At 67.2% G+C, this 15,983-nt stretch carries 15 protein-coding genes; 12 read left to right on the top strand and 3 right to left on the bottom strand.

Annotation, left to right across the window (positions count from 1 at the left end; translation table 11 throughout):
* The first annotated feature begins 86 nt into the window (after window positions 1–86).
* Complete coding sequence (locus AC1D1G_RS03815) at window positions 87–1,766, top strand: AMP-binding protein (protein WP_317569115.1); 1,680 nt, start codon at window positions 87–89, stop codon at window positions 1,764–1,766.
* Between the two features lie 63 nt (window positions 1,767–1,829).
* Here the strand turns inward: AC1D1G_RS03815 and AC1D1G_RS03810 are convergent, their stop codons facing one another.
* Window positions 1,830–2,246 carry a MaoC family dehydratase gene (locus AC1D1G_RS03810; RefSeq protein ID WP_005560238.1) on the bottom strand — a complete coding sequence of 139 codons (417 nt, stop codon included), beginning with the start codon at window positions 2,244–2,246 and terminating at the stop codon, window positions 1,830–1,832.
* On the bottom strand, window positions 2,243–2,695 hold the full coding sequence (locus AC1D1G_RS03805; protein WP_477951259.1) for an FAS1-like dehydratase domain-containing protein: 453 nt from the start codon (window positions 2,693–2,695) through the stop codon (window positions 2,243–2,245). The genes AC1D1G_RS03810 and AC1D1G_RS03805 overlap by 4 nt, the downstream gene beginning before the upstream one ends.
* 62 nt (window positions 2,696–2,757) lie before the next feature.
* Between AC1D1G_RS03805 and AC1D1G_RS03800 the strand changes: the two genes are divergently transcribed.
* Both AC1D1G_RS03800 and AC1D1G_RS03795 read left to right on the top strand, forming a co-directional pair.
* Window positions 2,758–3,933, top strand: coding sequence for an acyl-CoA dehydrogenase family protein (locus AC1D1G_RS03800; protein WP_164060380.1), 1,176 nt, complete (start codon window positions 2,758–2,760; stop codon window positions 3,931–3,933).
* 2 nt (window positions 3,934–3,935) lie between these two features.
* Window positions 3,936–5,888 carry an AMP-binding protein gene (locus AC1D1G_RS03795; RefSeq protein ID WP_477951257.1) on the top strand — a complete coding sequence of 651 codons (1,953 nt, stop codon included), beginning with the start codon at window positions 3,936–3,938 and terminating at the stop codon, window positions 5,886–5,888.
* A 73-nt stretch (window positions 5,889–5,961) separates the two neighbouring features.
* Here AC1D1G_RS03795 and AC1D1G_RS03790 read toward each other — a convergent pair whose 3' ends face one another.
* On the bottom strand, window positions 5,962–6,675 hold the full coding sequence (locus AC1D1G_RS03790) for a FadR/GntR family transcriptional regulator (protein WP_005560242.1): 714 nt from the start codon (window positions 6,673–6,675) through the stop codon (window positions 5,962–5,964).
* A 165-nt stretch (window positions 6,676–6,840) separates the two neighbouring features.
* Between AC1D1G_RS03790 and AC1D1G_RS03785 the strand changes: the two genes are divergently transcribed.
* The 9 genes from AC1D1G_RS03785 (at window position 6,841) to AC1D1G_RS03745 (ending at window position 15,945) form a co-directional block, all read left to right on the top strand.
* Window positions 6,841–7,920: an acyl-CoA dehydrogenase family protein gene (locus AC1D1G_RS03785; protein ID WP_477951254.1), complete on the top strand. Its 1,080-nt coding sequence runs from the start codon at window positions 6,841–6,843 to the stop codon at window positions 7,918–7,920.
* A gap of 72 nt (window positions 7,921–7,992) precedes the next feature.
* Window positions 7,993–9,159, top strand: coding sequence for an acyl-CoA dehydrogenase family protein (locus AC1D1G_RS03780; RefSeq protein WP_016882310.1), 1,167 nt, complete (start codon window positions 7,993–7,995; stop codon window positions 9,157–9,159).
* Window positions 9,159–9,908, top strand: coding sequence for an SDR family NAD(P)-dependent oxidoreductase (locus AC1D1G_RS03775; protein ID WP_477951253.1), 750 nt, complete (start codon window positions 9,159–9,161; stop codon window positions 9,906–9,908). The genes AC1D1G_RS03780 and AC1D1G_RS03775 overlap by 1 nt, the downstream gene beginning before the upstream one ends.
* Window positions 9,908–11,101, top strand: coding sequence for a thiolase family protein (locus AC1D1G_RS03770; RefSeq protein ID WP_477951251.1), 1,194 nt, complete (start codon window positions 9,908–9,910; stop codon window positions 11,099–11,101). The genes AC1D1G_RS03775 and AC1D1G_RS03770 overlap by 1 nt, the downstream gene beginning before the upstream one ends.
* A complete protein-coding gene (locus AC1D1G_RS03765; RefSeq protein ID WP_477951249.1) occupies window positions 11,101–12,339 on the top strand; it encodes an acetyl-CoA hydrolase/transferase family protein in 1,239 nt (412 codons plus the stop codon). The genes AC1D1G_RS03770 and AC1D1G_RS03765 overlap by 1 nt, the downstream gene beginning before the upstream one ends.
* Before the next feature lie 19 nt (window positions 12,340–12,358).
* Window positions 12,359–13,282: a hydroxymethylglutaryl-CoA lyase gene (locus tag AC1D1G_RS03760; RefSeq protein ID WP_477951247.1), complete on the top strand. Its 924-nt coding sequence runs from the start codon at window positions 12,359–12,361 to the stop codon at window positions 13,280–13,282.
* Window positions 13,283–13,321: 39 nt separating this feature from the next.
* The gene (locus AC1D1G_RS03755) at window positions 13,322–14,080 is read left to right on the top strand and encodes an SDR family NAD(P)-dependent oxidoreductase (protein ID WP_005250876.1); all 759 of its coding nucleotides are present in this window, start codon (window positions 13,322–13,324) and stop codon (window positions 14,078–14,080) included.
* A 105-nt stretch (window positions 14,081–14,185) separates the two neighbouring features.
* Window positions 14,186–15,043: a 1,4-dihydroxy-2-naphthoyl-CoA synthase gene (gene menB, locus AC1D1G_RS03750; RefSeq protein ID WP_477951244.1), complete on the top strand. Its 858-nt coding sequence runs from the start codon at window positions 14,186–14,188 to the stop codon at window positions 15,041–15,043.
* 116 nt (window positions 15,044–15,159) lie between these two features.
* Window positions 15,160–15,945, top strand: a complete 786-nt coding sequence (locus tag AC1D1G_RS03745) for an enoyl-CoA hydratase-related protein (RefSeq protein WP_477951242.1) — start codon at window positions 15,160–15,162, stop codon at window positions 15,943–15,945.
* The last annotated feature ends 38 nt before the right edge of the window (window positions 15,946–15,983 follow it).

Below are 15,983 nucleotides of genomic sequence, written 5' to 3'. Positions count from 1 at the left end.
TTGCAGTATCGGTCTAACCATTATATTGTAGGGCCAACACGGGTACTTATTCCCTCTCCACATCTGCGCTCAGAGGAAGGCTTCCCATGGCGTTCGCATCGGTCACCGATCGCTACTCGGACGAACAGATCCGAGATTTCTATGCCACCGGGCAGTGGCACCGCGACACGTTCTTCGATCTGCTCGAGGTTCAGGTCGCTGAGCGGGGCGATCGCGTCTTCCTGACCGACGACACCAGCGGCGGCATCACCTTCCGGCAGTTGCGTGACAAGGCTCTGCGCCTGGCGGTAGGCCTTCAGCGTCGTGGAATCGCTGCCGGCGACCGTGTATCCGTGCAGGTCCCGAACTGGATCGAGTTCTCGATCATCGCCGTCGCGTTGTCTCGACTGGGTGCCGTTCTGGTGCCGATCATGCCGATCTATCGCCGGGACGACGTCGAATACATCCTGAACAATGCCGGTGTCCGGCTAGCGATTACGCCGCAACTGTTCAAGAAATTCGATTACGCCGGCATGTACACCGAGATCCTGGGTGCGGTCGACTCGCTCGAGGACGTCGTCGCCGTCCGTGGGACCGGCAAACGGCCGGACCGGTCGGTTTCGTTCGAGTCGCTGTCGGCGGATGTGAGCCCGGAGGAGGCCATCGCCGAACTCGGCCCCGGCGTCGGCCCCGACGAGCCGTTCGTCATCGTCTACAGCAGCGGCACGACGTCCCGGCCCAAGGGGTGCATCCACACGTTCAACACGATGGCCTGTGGATCCCGTTTGCTGGCAAAGGGATTCGCCTACACACCCGACGACGTGCAGTTCGGCCCCTCACCGATCACCCACACCACCGGACTGGTCACGAGCATCATCCTCCCGCTCATGCACGGCGCGGCGTCGCATCTCATCGAGGTGTGGGAGCCGGTCCGTGGAATGGAACAGATCAAGGAACGCGGGTGCACCGTCGCGGTCAGTGCCACGACGTTCCTGCAGATGCTCATGGACGCCTACGACCCGGCAGTCCACGACATTGGCAGCATGCGGCTGTGGGTCGCCGCCGGCTCCCCGATCCCCGGCAGCTTCGTCACCCACGCCGCCGAACAGTTCCCGGGCCTGCAAGTGCTCAGCCTGTACGGCCGCTCCGAGAACGTCACCACCACCATGTGCACGGTTCGCGACGACCCTCAGCGGTCGATCACCTCGGACGGTCGTCCGCTGCCGATGCAGTCGGTGAAGATCGTCGACGAACTCGGCGACGAGGTTCCGCGCGGCGAGGAGGGCGACATCGCCTACAAGGGCGCCATGCACATGCTCGCCTATCTCCACAACGACGAGGAGACGGCCAAGCTGTTCACACCGGACGGCCACTCCCGCTCCGGCGATCTCGGCCGGATGGACGAGGACGGCTACGTGCGCGTCACCGGCCGGACGAAGGACATCGTGATCCGCGGCGGCATGAACATCAGCGTCCGTCAGGTCGAAGACCTCTTGGCGGCGCATCCCGCCGTGCGCGGTGTCGCGGCGGTCGCGATGCCCGACGAGCGGCTCGGCGAGGCGGTGTGCCTCTACCTCGTTCCCGCGCCCGGGTACGGCGACATCACCCTGGAGAAGATCAAGACGTACCTGCTCGAGCAGGGCGTCGCCATCCAGAAGGTTCCGGAACGGCTGGAGATCGTCGAGGCGTTGCCGACGACGGCGACCGGCAAGATCCAGAAGCACCTGCTGCGCGCGCAGATCGCCGCGAAGATCGAGGCAGACCGCGAGGCGCGGGCCGTCGTCTGATCGAATCGAAAAGGGGGCGAAGCCGATCGGCTTCGCCCCCTTTCGGCGGTATGAGCAGGGTGGTCAGGTCGTGGCTACCACGACGGTCGCGGATCCGGTGACGACCGGACCCTTGGTCCCGGACACGACGAGGTCGAGGTTCGCCCGCGACTCCCCGTCCGTCTCGGCGATCGCCACAACCGTCCCACCCACTGTCAGGATGTCACCGAGGAAGACCGGGGCGACGAACCGCACGCCGAAGGAGCGCACATGTTCGACGCCGAATATGTCGGAGACCCAGCCCGCCAGAACTCCGGCCTGCATCTGGCCCATCGCGATGACACCGGGAAATCCCGACGTCTCGACGAACTCGGGATCGTGATGAAGGGGATTGAAATCGCCTCCGGCTCCGGCGAATCGGACGATGTCGGTCTGGCTCACCGGGCCGACCACCCGGGTGTCGGGTACCTCGCCGACGCGGACCTTCGCCGGTATTCTCATCGCTGCTCTCCTCGTTCGATCAGGACTTCCTCGAGCCGCACCACGGGTGCACCGTCGGCGTCGACGTACTCGGTCTCCAGGGTGACGATGCGCATCGTCCCGCCGCGCTTGCCTTCTCGCTGCACGTCGTCGACGACGCGGCGGGTGCCGACGACGTGGTCGCCCGCGGTGAGCGGTCGCAGGTACGTCCACGTGACCGAACCGACGACCACGCGTTCGAGCGCCAGGCCCAGTGTGTCGACGAACGCGCGCTGGTCGCGCTGGTGTCCGGCGACGACCGTATGCGTGAGAGTGGCAGGCACGTCGCCGAATCCGGCGTCGCGCGCGGCTGCCGAGTCCGTGTGCACGGGATCGGTGGTGAAGGTCGCGCGCGTGAACTCGCGGATCTTGCCGCGTTCGACGTCGTAGTCGACGCGGTCGACGACGCCGGCGGGGAGTGGGTCGGGCATCCGGGCCTCCTTTTTGGACTGACCTATAGTATCATTGAGCCTAAATTCGTGAGGAGGGTGCAATGGAGCTCGCTGATTTCCCAGACGAGGCCATATTCCGTGCAGAAGTCCGGGAGTGGGCCGAAAAAGCGGTCCCGACGCTGCCGTGGCCGGAACCGGTCGATCTGGTCGACAAGGTGCCGTTCTGGCAGCAATGGCAGCGACTGCTCTTCGACGCCGGCTACGGCGGGATGTCGTGGCCGAAGGAGTACGGCGGTCAAGCTGCCGACCCGATCCGCAAGGCCATCTTCACCGAAGAAATGGACCGGGTGGGAGCGCCGGAGCGCCTCAACACCATCGGCGAAGATTTCGCCGGCCCGACCATCATCGACTTCGGGACACCCGCCCAGAAGGAACGGTTTCTCCGGCCCATCCTGACCGGTGAGGAAATCTGGTGCCAGCTGTTCTCCGAGCCGGACGCCGGATCGGACCTCGCCTCGCTGCGCACCAAGGCCACGAAGGTGGACGGGGGCTGGAAGGTCAACGGGCAGAAGATCTGGACCAGCCGCGCGCACATCGCCGCCCACGCCATCCTGCTGGCCCGCACCGGTGGCGGCCCGCGGCACAAGGGCATCACCTACTTCCTCGTCCCGATGGACAGTGAGGGCATCACCGTGCGACCGCTTGCGCACATGCTCGGCGAGGCGGAATTCAACGAGGTGTTCCTCGACGACGTGTTCATCCCCGACGACCTCGTCGTCGGGGACGTCGACGGCGGCTGGAAGGTCGCGATGGGCACGCTCGCCTACGAGCGGGTGGCGATCGCGACGGGCCGCGTCAACACGAAACGGGCCGTCGATGACATCGTCACCGACATCGCGGGGATGACCGACGACGCGGGCCGCCCGCTGGGTGAGGATCCGGTGATCCGGCAGAAGGTCGCCGATCTCTACGGCCGGGCCCTCGTGCACTACCTCATCGGTCAGCGCGTCATTACCCTCGCGGCCAACGACGGCCCACCGGGGCCGGTCACCTCGATCGGCAAGCTGTTCTTCTGCCCCCTCGTCGAGGAACTGGCCGACTTCCGGCTGTCCCTCGAACCGGTGGGCGGGCAATTCGCCCTCGACGACGAGCCGCAGAAGACTGCGCGGTGGCAACGGCTCGCATATCAGGCCCGCGGCACCGCCATCGCCGGCGGTTCCACCTTCATCCAGCGCAACATCGTCGCCGAGCGCATGCTCGACATGCCGAGGAGCTGACCGTGTCCGACTACACCTGGCGCCCCACCGACGAGTACGTCGAGAACGCCAACGTCACCCGACTCGCCCGCGCCCACTGTCTTTCGGGCCTGGGTGAACTCCGCGCCCGCTCCGTCGCCGATGTGCGGTGGTACTGGGACGCGGTGGTCCGCGACCTGGGCCTGCCGTTCCAATCGCCGTACCACGAGGTTCTCGACACCTCCCGGGGAATCGAGCACCCGGACTGGTTCGTCGGGGGCAAGGCGAACGTCGTCGACGCGTGTCTGGAGCGTTGGCTCGCCGACCCGGCGGCCGCCGATCGGATGGCCGTCACACATGAAGCGGAGGACGGCACCGTCCGCAGCGTGTCGTATCGCGAGCTCGCGGCGGACGTCGAGCGGGCAGCGGCAGGGCTGCGTGAGCTCGGCGTCGGCAAGGGTGATGCCGTCGCCCTGTTCCTGCCGATGATCCCTGAGGCGGTCGTGTCGGTGTACGCGGTCGCGCGGCTCGGTGCGGTCCTCGTGCCGCTCTTCTCCGGATTCGCGCCGAGCGCGATCGCGTCCCGCATCCAGGACGCGGACGCCAAGGTGGTGATCGTCGCTGACGGAACCGTGCGGCGCCGCAAGACCGTCACGATGAAGCCGGCACTCGACGAAGCGCTGGCCGTCTGCCCGACGGTGCAATCGGTCGTCGTGGTCGAGAACGTCGGCGCCGAAGTGGATTCCACCGGCCGCGACATCGCTTGGGCCAAGCTACTCTGGAACGGCGGCGACCCGGGTCCGGTCGAGGCAATGGACCCGAGCGAGCCGTTCGCGCTGGCCTACACGTCGGGCACGACCGGCAAGCCGAAGGGCGCCGTCCACACCCACGCCGGGTTCCTCGTGAAGACGGCCAGCGAGGTCGCGTACTCGTTCGATCTGAAACCCGGTGGCGCCTTCTGCTGGATCACCGACATGGGCTGGATCATGGGGCCGTTGTCGATCGTCGGCACCCACGCCAACGGTGGAACTCTCGTACTGTACGAAGGCTCCCCGGACGTACCCGACACCGACCGGCTGTGGCAGCTCGTGCAGCGGCACCGGGTGACGATGCTCGGCGTCTCCCCGACGCTGATCCGCACCCTGCGCGGGCGGGAGACGGATGTCGCGGCACGGTTCGACCTGTCCTCGGTGCACACGATCGGGTCCACCGGTGAGCCCTGGGACCCGGATTCGTACGACTGGCTGGCGCGGGACGTCTTCGGCGGGCGCGTGCCGGTGATCAACTTCTCCGGTGGCACCGAGGTCGGCGGGTCGTTCCTCGCGCCGTACCCGGTGGAGCCGATTCACAGCTGCTCGCTGGGCGGGCCCTCGCTGGGCATGGACGTGGACGTCGTCGACGACGCGGGACGCTCGTTGCGCGGGGAACAGGGCGAACTCGTGTGCCGGCAACCGTGGCCGTCGATGACGCGCGGGGTGTGGAAGGACGAGGAACGCTATCTGGAGGCGTACTGGTCGACGTTCCCCGGCATGTGGCGGCACGGCGACTACGCGCTCGTCGGCGACGACGGCCAGTGGTACATCCGCGGCCGCTCGGACGACGTGATGAACGTGGCCGGGAAGCGTCTCGCCCCGGCGGAGGTCGAGGCGGTGCTGACCGCACATCCGTCGGTGTCCGAGGCGGCCGCGGTCGGTGTCCCGGATCCGAAGAAGGGCGAGGCGGTGTGGGCRTTCTGGGTTCCCCGCGCGGACGCCGACGGCGATACGGACATCTCGGCCGAGTTGATCGCCAGTGTGGCCGCGGAACTCGGAAAACCGTTCGCGCCCAGCGTGGTACATCGAGTATCGCGGTTGCCGAAGACGCGGTCGGCGAAGATCCTGCGCCGCGCTGTGCGGGCTGCCGCCCTGGGCGCCGACCCAGGTGACCTGTCGGGTGCCGAGAATCCAGAGGCCGTGGACGAGATCCGCGCAGTGGTTGTCGCCAACTCGGCGACGTGAGTGCGACGAGGGCCCCACACCGCACGGTGTGGGGCCCTCGCAACTGCTGGATGAAGTTATGCTGCAGCGACATTCAGTCGTCGAGCGGAATGTCGGTGCGCTCCTCGAAGTCCTTGATCGACTCGGCGTACGAGTGGACGTGCCTGCTCATGCGCCGCACTGCGGCATCGGCGTCCTTGTCACGAATGGCCTTGGTGACCGAGCGGTGCGCGCGGACGGTGATCTCGCGGACCTTGTCGTCGATGAACCCTTCGTTCTCCGTCGCGGCATAGATGGCGCGGGAGAGCGAGATCATCAGGCCCGACAACAGTTCGTTGTGACTGGCGCTCGCCACGGCCACGTGCCAGTCGATGTTCGCCTGCAGGAACGCGTCGAGGCTGTCACCTGCGCCCGCGATGTCGTCGTTGGCTGCATCGAGTCGCGCGAGATCCTCGTCGGTGCGGTGACGGGCAGCGAGCTGGGCGCAGAACGGCTCGATCGCCTCACGGGTCTCGAGCAGCGCGGCGAGACGGATCTGGCGGCCGCGGATGAGCAGAGCCACCGTGTCCGCCATGGACTGTTCGCCCGGCCGCTGAACGAAGGCGCCCCCGGCCCGGCCCGCCTTGATACGCACGAGTCCCTGCACCTCGAGGATGCGGAGGGCCTCGCGGACGGTGGTGCGGCTCATCTTCGTCTGAACGACGAGTTCGCGCTCCGGCGGCAGCGGTGTGCCTTCGACGTAGTCCCCGCTGAGAATGCGCTCGCGCAGCTCGTTCGCGAGGACGTCCGACGCCTTCGGAACCGCCATCGGTGTCAACTGAATGGAGGAACGTCCGTTCCGGGTGGTGTTCGGCACGGCTGATGGCATGGCTCCCCGCCCTCTCTGGTCTAACGGTCAGACCTAATATACCATTGGGTTCTCGCTGCGTTCGTCTTGCAGCCTATTCTTCGTCTCATCGAGAGGGCCAGTTGTATGCGCTGGGAACTGTCAGAAGAGCAGGAAATGTTCACCGAAGCCCTCGACGGCTGGCTCGAGCGGTTCGCCGCTCCGGCAAAAGTCCGTAAGTGGGGTGAATCGGGAGATCCTGCCGAGTTCGAGCAGAAATTCGTCGAGGAGGGCTGGTTCTCCGCCGGCCTCGCCGAGGACATCGGTGGTCAGGGCGGTGGTCTACTCGAACTGGCGTTGACCGCCGAGGCGCTGGCCCGGTACGCCGCGCCGTCGAGCGCCTGGACCGCGTCCATCCTCGCCGCGCCCCTGCTGCCCGCCGACGTCGCCGCCGACGTGTTGGCAGGGGGTGGGTTCGCGGCAGTTGCGGTCGACGCGACCCGTCCGTTCGGCGTCGCCGATTCGGTGCGCGCCGACGAGAGCGGCGCGCTGACCGGCCGTGTCGCAACGGTGCTCGGCGCCGAACGAGCGAAACTGCTGGTCGTCCCGGCGACGGGTGCCGACGGAACGGCCGCCCTGTACCTTGCGCGCGTCGACGATCCCGGTGTCACGGTCGAACCGCGGCGCTTCCTCGACCCGTCCCGCGCGGCCGCGGATGTCCGACTCGACGGCGTCACGGGACAGCGCCTCGACATCGAGGCGGCGACGGCGCTCGACGACGCAGGACTCCGGGCGGCCGTGCTCGTGTCCGCCGACTCGCTCGGCGCGATGGACCGCATGCTCCGCCTCGCCGTGGACTACAGCAAGCAGCGGCAGCAGTTCGGTGTGCCGATCGGGTCGTTCCAGGCCGTGAAGCATGCTGCGGCAGGCATTCTCGTCTCCGTCGAGGCGGGCCGGTCGATTGCCTACTTCGCCGCGGCGTCGGTCGACCTGGGTCTCGACGACTGCGCGCTGCACGCCGCGGTCGCCAAGGCGCAGGTGCCGCGGAATGCGGTGCAGGCGGCCGACAGCGCCCTCGTGATGCACGGCGCCATCGGCTACACGTGGGAACACGACCTGCACCTGTACTACAAGCGCGCCAAGCTCGACGAGAAGTTGTTCGGCGGCCCGGGCGTGTGGAATGAGCGCCTCGCGGGGGATCTGCCCCTGTTGCCCGCCGCTGGGTGATCCACCGTTGACTTTTTGGTCTGTCCTTTAGTAACTTAAGTCCAAACGGTATCTACGACGACGGGACGTGCTGTGGACTTTGATCTGACCGAGGATCAGGCGACGATCCGAGATGCGGTGCGAGAGCTGGCCGGCAAATTCGACGAGCAGTACTGGGTGGAGAAGGACAGTGAGCACGAGTTCCCCACCGAGTTCTACGACGCGTTCGCCAAGGGCGGCTGGCTCGGCATCACCACACCCGAGGCCTACGGCGGGCACGGCATGGGAATCACCGAGGCCTCCATCCTGCTGGAGGAAGTCGCCGCGTCCGGCGCCGGCATGAACGGCGCGAGCTCGATGCACCTGTCCATCTTCGGGATGCACCCGGTGATCGTGCACGGCTCCGAGGAACTCAAGCAGCGCACCCTCCCGCGGATCGTCGACGGCGACCTGCACGTCTGCTTCGGTGTCACCGAGCCCGGCGCCGGTTTGGACACCACCAAGATCACCACCTTCGCGCGACGTGAGGGCGACAAGTACATCGTCAACGGCCGCAAGGTCTGGATCTCCAAGGCGATGGAGTCGGAGAAGATCCTTCTCCTCACCCGCACAACGAAGTTCGAGGACGCGAAGAAGAAGACAGATGGTCTGACGCTCTTCCTCACCGATCTCGACCGCTCGAAGGTCGACATCCGCCCGATCAAGAAGATGGGCCGCAATGCGGTCACGTCGAACGAACTGTTCATCGACAATCTCGAGATTCCGGTCGAGGACCGGGTGGGCGAGGAGGGCAAGGGTTTCAAGTACATCCTCGACGGCCTCAACCCGGAGCGCATGCTCGTGGCCTCCGAGGCCCTCGGTATCGGCCGCGCCGCTCTCCGTCGCGGCGTCCAGTACGCCAACGAGCGTGAGGTGTTCGGGCGCCCCATCGGCATGAACCAGGGTCTGCAGTTCCCGCTCGCCGATTCGCTCGCCCGACTCGACGCCGCCGAACTCGTCCTGCGCAAGGCGACGTGGCTCTACGACAACGGAAAGCCGTGCGCCCGCGAAGCCAACATGGCCAAATACCTGTGCGCCGACGCCGGGTTCCAGGCCGCCGACCGCGCCCTCCAGACCCACGGCGGCATGGGCTATTCGGAGGAATACCACGTTGCCCGGTACTTCCGCGAAGCCCGCCTGACCAAGATCGCCCCGCTCAGCCAGGAGATGGTTCTCAACTACCTCGGCGAGCACGTCCTCGGCCTCCCCAGGAGCTACTGATGTTCGAACTCACCGGAAAGTCCGCACTCGTCACCGGTGCGGGCAGTGGAATCGGCGCCTCGGTGGCGCACGCCTACGCGCAAGCAGGTGCGGCCGTGCTCGTCACCGACGTCGACGGCGATGCCGCGGCGGCCGTGGCCGCGGAGATCACCGCAGCCGGCGGTTCGGCGAAGTCCGCGGCCCTCGACGTCCGCAACGGCGATCAGGCGGCCGCCGCGGCGGAGCAGGCCGCCGCGCTGAACGACGGCACCCTCAACATCCTGGTCAACAACGCGGGTGCCATCGCACCGGCGATGTTCCCGAACCTCGAGGAGGAGGACTTCCGCCGCATCGTCGACATTCATCTCGTCGGCAGTTTCGTCTGCAGCAAGGCCGTCCTCCCGTACCTGCCTTCCGACGGCAGCGGCCGCATCATCAACGTGACCTCCGCGGCCGGTCTGGTGGGCACCATCGGGCAGGCGAACTACGGTGCCGCGAAGGCGGRCATCATCGGACTCACGAAGTCGCTGGCGCGGGAACTCGCCAAGAAGCAGGTGACGGTCAACGCGATCGCGCCGCTCGCCGCCACCAAGATGACGGAGAACATCCGCAGCAACGAGAAGCTCTCCGCTAAGACGCTCGCGCGAATCCCGCTGGGCCGCTGGGCGGAACCGGACGAGATCTCGTCCAGCTTCGTGTTCTTCGCATCCGACGGCGCGGCGTACATCACGGGCCAAGTGCTGCCCGTCGACGGCGGGACGGTGATCTGATGGCCGAGCAGCGCAACCCCTTCCAGCGTTCCGCTCGCGAGGTGATCATCGCGGAAGCAGCGCGCACCCCCATGGGCAAGTCGCACCCCGAGCGCGGCTGGTTCCGCGACACCCATCCCAACGACATGCTCGGCGCGGTGTACACGGAACTGATACGCCGCAGCGGGCTGGCCCCGGCGACGGTCGAGGACCTCGTGATCGGGTGCACCGCACCGTTCGGCGAGCAGTCCCGCAACATCGGCCGCAACGCCTGGTTGCAGGTCGGTTACCCGCCGGAGGTCCCGGCCGTCGTCCTGGACCGCCGCTGTGGATCCGCCCAGACGGCCGTCGAGATGGGCGCCGCCCTGGTCGGCTCCGGTACCCACGACGTCGTCATGGCCGGCGGTGTCGAACACATGGGCCACGTGCCGATGAACTCACCGGCCAAGATCTCCGAACTGTACGGGGATCCGTGGCCGGAAGCGCTGCGCGACCGGTACGACTTCGTGAACCAGGGCGAGAGTGCCGAACTCATCGCGGACCGGTGGGAGATCTCCCGGCAGGAGATGGACGAGTTCGCCGTCCGCTCCCATCGTCTGGCGACCGAGGCTATCGAGGCCGGCCGTTTCGACGCCGAGATGATCCCCCTCGATCTCGCGGGCGAGACTCGGTCCACCGACCAGACCATTCGCCCTGGAACGAGCCTGGACAGCCTGGACGGGCTGAAGACGGTGTTCCGGGAGAACGGCCGGATCACGGCGGGCAGTTCGTCGCCGATCTCGGACGGGGCGGCCGGTGTGCTGCTCGCTTCCCGCGAGGCCGTCAACGCGCACGGACTGCGGGCCCGGGCCCGGATCCTCGATCAGACCACCGTCGGGGTCGACCCGATCATCATGCTGACCGGTCCGATCCCGGCAACCCGGAAGTTGCTCGACCGCAACGGGATGAGCATGAACGACATCGACCTCTTCGAGGTCAACGAGGCGTTCAGCTCGGTAGTCCTGGCCTGGGAGCGGGAACTGAAGCCCGACATGGACCGGGTCAACGTCAACGGCGGCGCGATCGCGCTCGGGCACCCCGTCGGCGCGACCGGTGCCCGGCTCATCGCCACCATCGTCGCGGAACTCGAGCGGCGCGACGCCGAAATCGGCCTGGTGACCATGTGCTGCGGCGGCGGACTGGGAACGGCGACCCTGATCCAGCGGATCGACTGATGATTGACCTGACGCCGCACATCCGGCCCGGCGACGGAATCTGGTGGAGCCAGACGAGCGCGGAACCCACCCCGCTCGTCCACGCCCTGCTCGACCAGGTGCCGTCGATCGGCCCCGTCCGGGCCTTCGTGGGACTGACCTGGAATCGGCGGCTGACGAGCGAGTTGCCCGACGAACTCTCCGTCGTCTCCTACGGTGGCCTCGGCGAACTCCGCCGCCTCGCCCGACTCGAGGTCGTGCCCTGCCATTACGGGGCGCTGCCGCGGCTGTTCGCCGAACGGCGGCTTCCGTGCGACGTCGGGTTCGTGCAGGTGTCACCGCCGGATTCGGCCGGGAACTGCTCGCTCGGGGTCGGTGTCGACTACATCGCCGACGCCCTCGACCACACACCGGTCCTCATCGCCGAGATCAACCGGCGCATGCCCGTCACACTCGGCGCACCGAAGATTCCGCTGTCGCGGTTCGCCGCGGTGGTCGAGACCGACCGGCCATTGCTCGAGGCGCCGGACCGCGAGCCCGCGGACGTGGAACTGGCGATAGCGCGGAACGTCGCCGAGCTCGTCGCCGACGGAGACACGATCCAGATCGGCGTCGGAACACTGCCGTCCGCCGTCCTCGCCGCACTCGAGGGACACAAGGACCTCGGGATGCATTCCGGCATGATCTCCRACGCGGCGCTGCGGTTGATCGACCGAGGTGTGCTGACCGGGGCGCGAAAGGAAATCGACCCCGGACTGCACGTTGCGGGTGCCGCGCTCGGCACGGCGGCACTGTACGACCGGCTGCCCGGGCTTCCGGTGGCGTTCCGTCCGGCGAGTTACACCCATGCGCCGCAGGTTCTCTCGCAGCTGCGGTCGTTCGTGTCGATCAACTCGGCGATCGAGGTCGACCTGACCGGTCAGGTCGGCGCGGAGAAGCGCAACACGACCTACGCCGGTGCGGTCGGGGGACAGGTGGACTTCTCCCGTGCGGCGGCGATGACCGGTGGTCGGTCGATCATTGCGATGCGCGCGGATTCGCGCGGGGAGTCGACGATCAAGACTGCTCTGGAATACGGCGCGGTCACCACCGCCCGCGCCGACGTGGACTTCGTGGTCACCGAACACGGTGCCGCGGCACTGCGCGGGTGTTCCCTCGGGGAGCGTGTGCGGCGCATGATCGCCGTGGCGGCACCCGAGCACCGCGAAAGGCTGGAATTCGATCTCGAGGAGTACGACCTTGCATCCGCAACGGAGTGAGGGGAAAGGAGCCGACGCCATGACGCGTCCCCACAAGGTCCAGATCCGGGAGGTCGGACCGCGTGACGGTTTCCAGAACGAACCGGAACGCATCCCGACCGACGACAAGGTGCGGTTGATCAACGCCCTCGGGCGGGCGGGATTCGCCCGGATCGAGGTGGCCAGCTTCGTGCGACCGGATGTGATCCCGCAGCTGGCCGACGGCGTCGAGGTCCTCGAGCACATCGAGGTCCCCGACGAGACGAAGCTGATGGTGCTCGTCCCCAACAGCAAGGGGCTGGACAACGCACTGAAGGTGCGCGACAAGTTTCACGAGGTCGCGATCTTCGTCAGCGCGTCGGAAACCCACAACGAGAAGAACGTCAATCGGACCGTCGACGAGACGATGGCGGACAATGACGTCATGGCCAAGCGGATCGTCGCCGAGGGTCTCGACTGCGCCGCCGTGATCGCGACGTCCTTCGGCTGCCCCTTCGAGGGCAAGGTCGACCTGACTCGCGTGCTCGACCTCGCCGAACGGTTCGCGGAGGCCGGCGCCACCGAGATCGGCTTCGGCGACACGACGGGCATGTGCAACCCGGCGTACGCGTCGGAGTTCTTCGCGGCGGCACTCGACCGGCTGCCCGGCGTGGAGGTCACCGCGCACTTCCACAACACCCGCGGCCAGGGCCTCGCCAATGCATACGCGGCTCTCGAAGCAGGTTGCGCGAGCTTCGAATCGAGCTTCGGGGAGCTGGGCGGCTGCCCCGTTCCGGCAGGCTCGACCGGAAACATCGCCACCGAGGACCTGGTGAGCATGTTCCACGAAATGGGCGTCGAGACGGGCCTCGACCTTCCGCGCGTCATCGACGCGGCCCGGGAAGCGCAGAGCGTGCTCGGCCGCAAGCTCACCAGTCATTCGATCGTCGCGGGCCCCATCGAATGGGCCGCGAGCCCGCGCTGACCCGCACTCCACCACGAACACCACAAGACGGAGAAGAACATGAGTAATCGAGTCGCATTCGTAACCGGCGGTGCACAGGGCATCGGCAAGGGCATCTCCGACGCCCTCGGGGCAGCGGGCTTCCGCGTCGCGGTGGCCGACCTCAACCTGGAGGTCGCCGAGGAAACCGCGGCCGGCATCCGCGACGCCGGCGGCCAGGCGATCGCCGTCCCCGTCGACGTCACCGACACCGCGTCGGTGCAGGCGGCGGTGAAGCAGGTCGCCGAGCAGTTCGGCCCCGTCGAGATCGTCGTGAACAATGCAGGCTGGGACGACTTCATGCCGTTCCTGAAGACCGACGAGGCGTTCTGGGACCGGATCCTCGACATCAACTTCAAGGGCCAGCTGCGCGTGATCCAGGCGACCGTCCCGGGGATGGTCGAGCGCGGCTGGGGACGTGTCATCAACATCGGTTCGGACGCGGGCCGCGTCGGCTCGTCGCTCGAGGCCGTTTATTCGGGGGCCAAGGGCGGCATCATCGCCTTCACCAAGACCCTCGCCCGTGAGGTCGCAACCAAGGGTGTCACCGCGAACACGGTGTGCCCCGGCCCCACAGACACTCCCGCGCTCCGCAAGTTCGCCGACAGCTCGGGCCAGGAGGCCGACAAGGTGATCGGAGGCATGACCCGCGCCGTGCCGATGAAGCGCCTCGGGAAGGCAGAGGACATCGGTGCCGCGGTGGCGTTCTTCGCGTCCGACGCGGCCGAATTCGTCACCGGCCAGACCCTGTCGGTCAGCGGTGGCCTGACGATGTCCTGACGGGCACATCCATTCGGAAGGTGCGGCTCGGTTTCCGGGCCGCACCTTCGGCATTCGCGGGCTCAGTCGGTAACGATCGTTATCGGTTGTGCCTATGATCGCTACATGACGAACAATGGTGATACAACGGATTTCGTATCCTGGACGGCAGTCGGTGAGTTCGAGGACATCCGATACGAACACAGCGGCGACGGGATCGCGAAGATCACGATCTGCCGTCCGGAGGTGCGCAACGCGTTCCGGCCACAGACACTGATGGAGATCTCCGAGGCGCTGGTCGACGCCCGCGAGGACTCTTCGGTCGGCGTCATCGTGCTGACGGGTGAGGGGCCGGACGCGTTCTGCTCGGGTGGCGACCAGCGGGTGCGCGGCGACACCGGCTACCTCACCGAACCGGGCAAGGCGGGAAGCGTCGGCCGGTTCCATGTCACCGATCTGCAGATCCAGATCCGGCGCCTGCCGAAGCCCGTGGTCGCCATGGTCGCCGGCTACGCGATCGGCGGCGGGCACATCCTGCACCTGGTCTGCGACCTCTCCATCGCTGCGGACAACGCCCGGTTCGGTCAGGTCGGCCCGAAGGTCGGGTCGTTCGACGGCGGCTACGGCGCGGGGTTGCTCGCCGAACTGGTCGGGGTGAAGAAGGCCAAGGAGATCTGGTTCCTGTGCCGGCAGTACGACGCGCAGCAGGCGCGTGAGATGGGCTTGGTCAATACCGTTGTCCCCCTTGCCGACCTCGAACGGGAAACGGTGCAGTGGTGCCGCGAGATGCTCGAGCTCTCACCGTTCGCGCTCCGCCTCATGAAGGCGAGTTTCAATGCGGCCGAGGACGGCATGGCGGGCATCCAGCAGCTCGCCCACGATGCGAACCTGCTCTTCTACTCGACAGACGAGGCGAAGGAAGGCCGGGAGGCGTACAAGGCCAAGCGGCGGCCGGAGTTCGAGAAGTTTCCACGCCGCCCCTGATCTTCCATTTCGGTCCGATAATTAGTATGGTTGGGTCAATACCTCACGTGAGTGCCACGGTGTGCCGACGCACACTTTGCCGCTCACGTGGGATTGGACCGAAAAGGATGGTGTGCATGTCGGAAACCGCAACGCCCGCAGTCGCATGGAGCGACGTCGATGCCGGCGTCATGACGATCACGCTCCAGCGCAGGCCGGCGAACGCGCTCGGGCTGCCGATCATCGACGGGCTGAACGCCGCGCTCGACGCGGCGGATGCCGACGGCTCGGTGAAGGTGATCGTCATCCGCTCCGACATTCCGGGCTTCTTCGCGGCCGGCGCCGACATCAAGCACATGTCGTCCGTGGACGCGGGGTCCTTCACTGCGTACGGCGATCGACTCCGTGGGGCCCTCGACCGGCTCGCGTCGGCCGATCGCATCACGATCGCCGCGGTGGACGGCCTTGCGCTCGGGGGCGGCCTCGAACTCGCCATGGCCTGCACCCTTCGGGTCGGCGGAGCGGACGCGAAGTTCGGGCTGCCCGAGGTGAAGCTGGGACTGATTCCCGGAGCCGGTGGAACGCAGCGCCTTCCGCGCCTCGTGGGCCGCGGTCGTGCCCTCGACATCATGCTCAGTGCCCGTCAGGTCCTCGCCGCCGAGGCGCACGCGATCGGCCTGATCGACCGGCTCGTCGACGCCGGCACCGCAACGGATGCCGCTCTGGCGCTCGCGGCCGAGCTGTGCACGATGTCGCTGGCCGCGCAGCGCGCCGTCATCCGCACGGTAGACGCGTCGTTCGACACGCCACTCGAGGAGGGCTTCCGGTTCGAGGTGGCCCAGGAACAAGATCTGTTCGAGAACGGAGAGGCCAAGGAGGGCATCACCGCCTTCCTGGAGAAGCGCGCCCCGCGCTTCTCCTGAACGCCATGTCGGTCGTCAGTGCACATGCCCATGTGCGA

It is taken from the genome of Rhodococcus sp. P3_B8 (assembly GCF_056402775.1).
This window is presented reverse-complemented; position numbering and strand designations above follow the sequence as displayed.

What these genes read in the sequence shown, in the direction of transcription:
- AC1D1G_RS03815 (WP_317569115.1), top strand. Translation starts at nt 87, where the DNA reads ATGGCGTTCGCATCGGTCACCGATCGCTACTCGGACGAACAGATCCGA.
- AC1D1G_RS03810 (WP_005560238.1), bottom strand. Translation starts at nt 2,246, where the DNA reads ATGAGAATACCGGCGAAGGTCCGCGTCGGCGAGGTACCCGACACCCGG.
- AC1D1G_RS03805 (WP_477951259.1), bottom strand. Translation starts at nt 2,695, where the DNA reads ATGCCCGACCCACTCCCCGCCGGCGTCGTCGACCGCGTCGACTACGAC.
- AC1D1G_RS03800 (WP_164060380.1), top strand. Translation starts at nt 2,758, where the DNA reads ATGGAGCTCGCTGATTTCCCAGACGAGGCCATATTCCGTGCAGAAGTC.
- AC1D1G_RS03790 (WP_005560242.1), bottom strand. Translation starts at nt 6,675, where the DNA reads ATGGCGGTTCCGAAGGCGTCGGACGTCCTCGCGAACGAGCTGCGCGAG.
- AC1D1G_RS03785 (WP_477951254.1), top strand. Translation starts at nt 6,841, where the DNA reads ATGCGCTGGGAACTGTCAGAAGAGCAGGAAATGTTCACCGAAGCCCTC.
- AC1D1G_RS03770 (WP_477951251.1), top strand. Translation starts at nt 9,908, where the DNA reads ATGGCCGAGCAGCGCAACCCCTTCCAGCGTTCCGCTCGCGAGGTGATC.
- AC1D1G_RS03760 (WP_477951247.1), top strand. Translation starts at nt 12,359, where the DNA reads ATGACGCGTCCCCACAAGGTCCAGATCCGGGAGGTCGGACCGCGTGAC.
- AC1D1G_RS03755 (WP_005250876.1), top strand. Translation starts at nt 13,322, where the DNA reads ATGAGTAATCGAGTCGCATTCGTAACCGGCGGTGCACAGGGCATCGGC.
- menB (WP_477951244.1), top strand. Translation starts at nt 14,186, where the DNA reads ATGACGAACAATGGTGATACAACGGATTTCGTATCCTGGACGGCAGTC.
- AC1D1G_RS03745 (WP_477951242.1), top strand. Translation starts at nt 15,160, where the DNA reads ATGTCGGAAACCGCAACGCCCGCAGTCGCATGGAGCGACGTCGATGCC.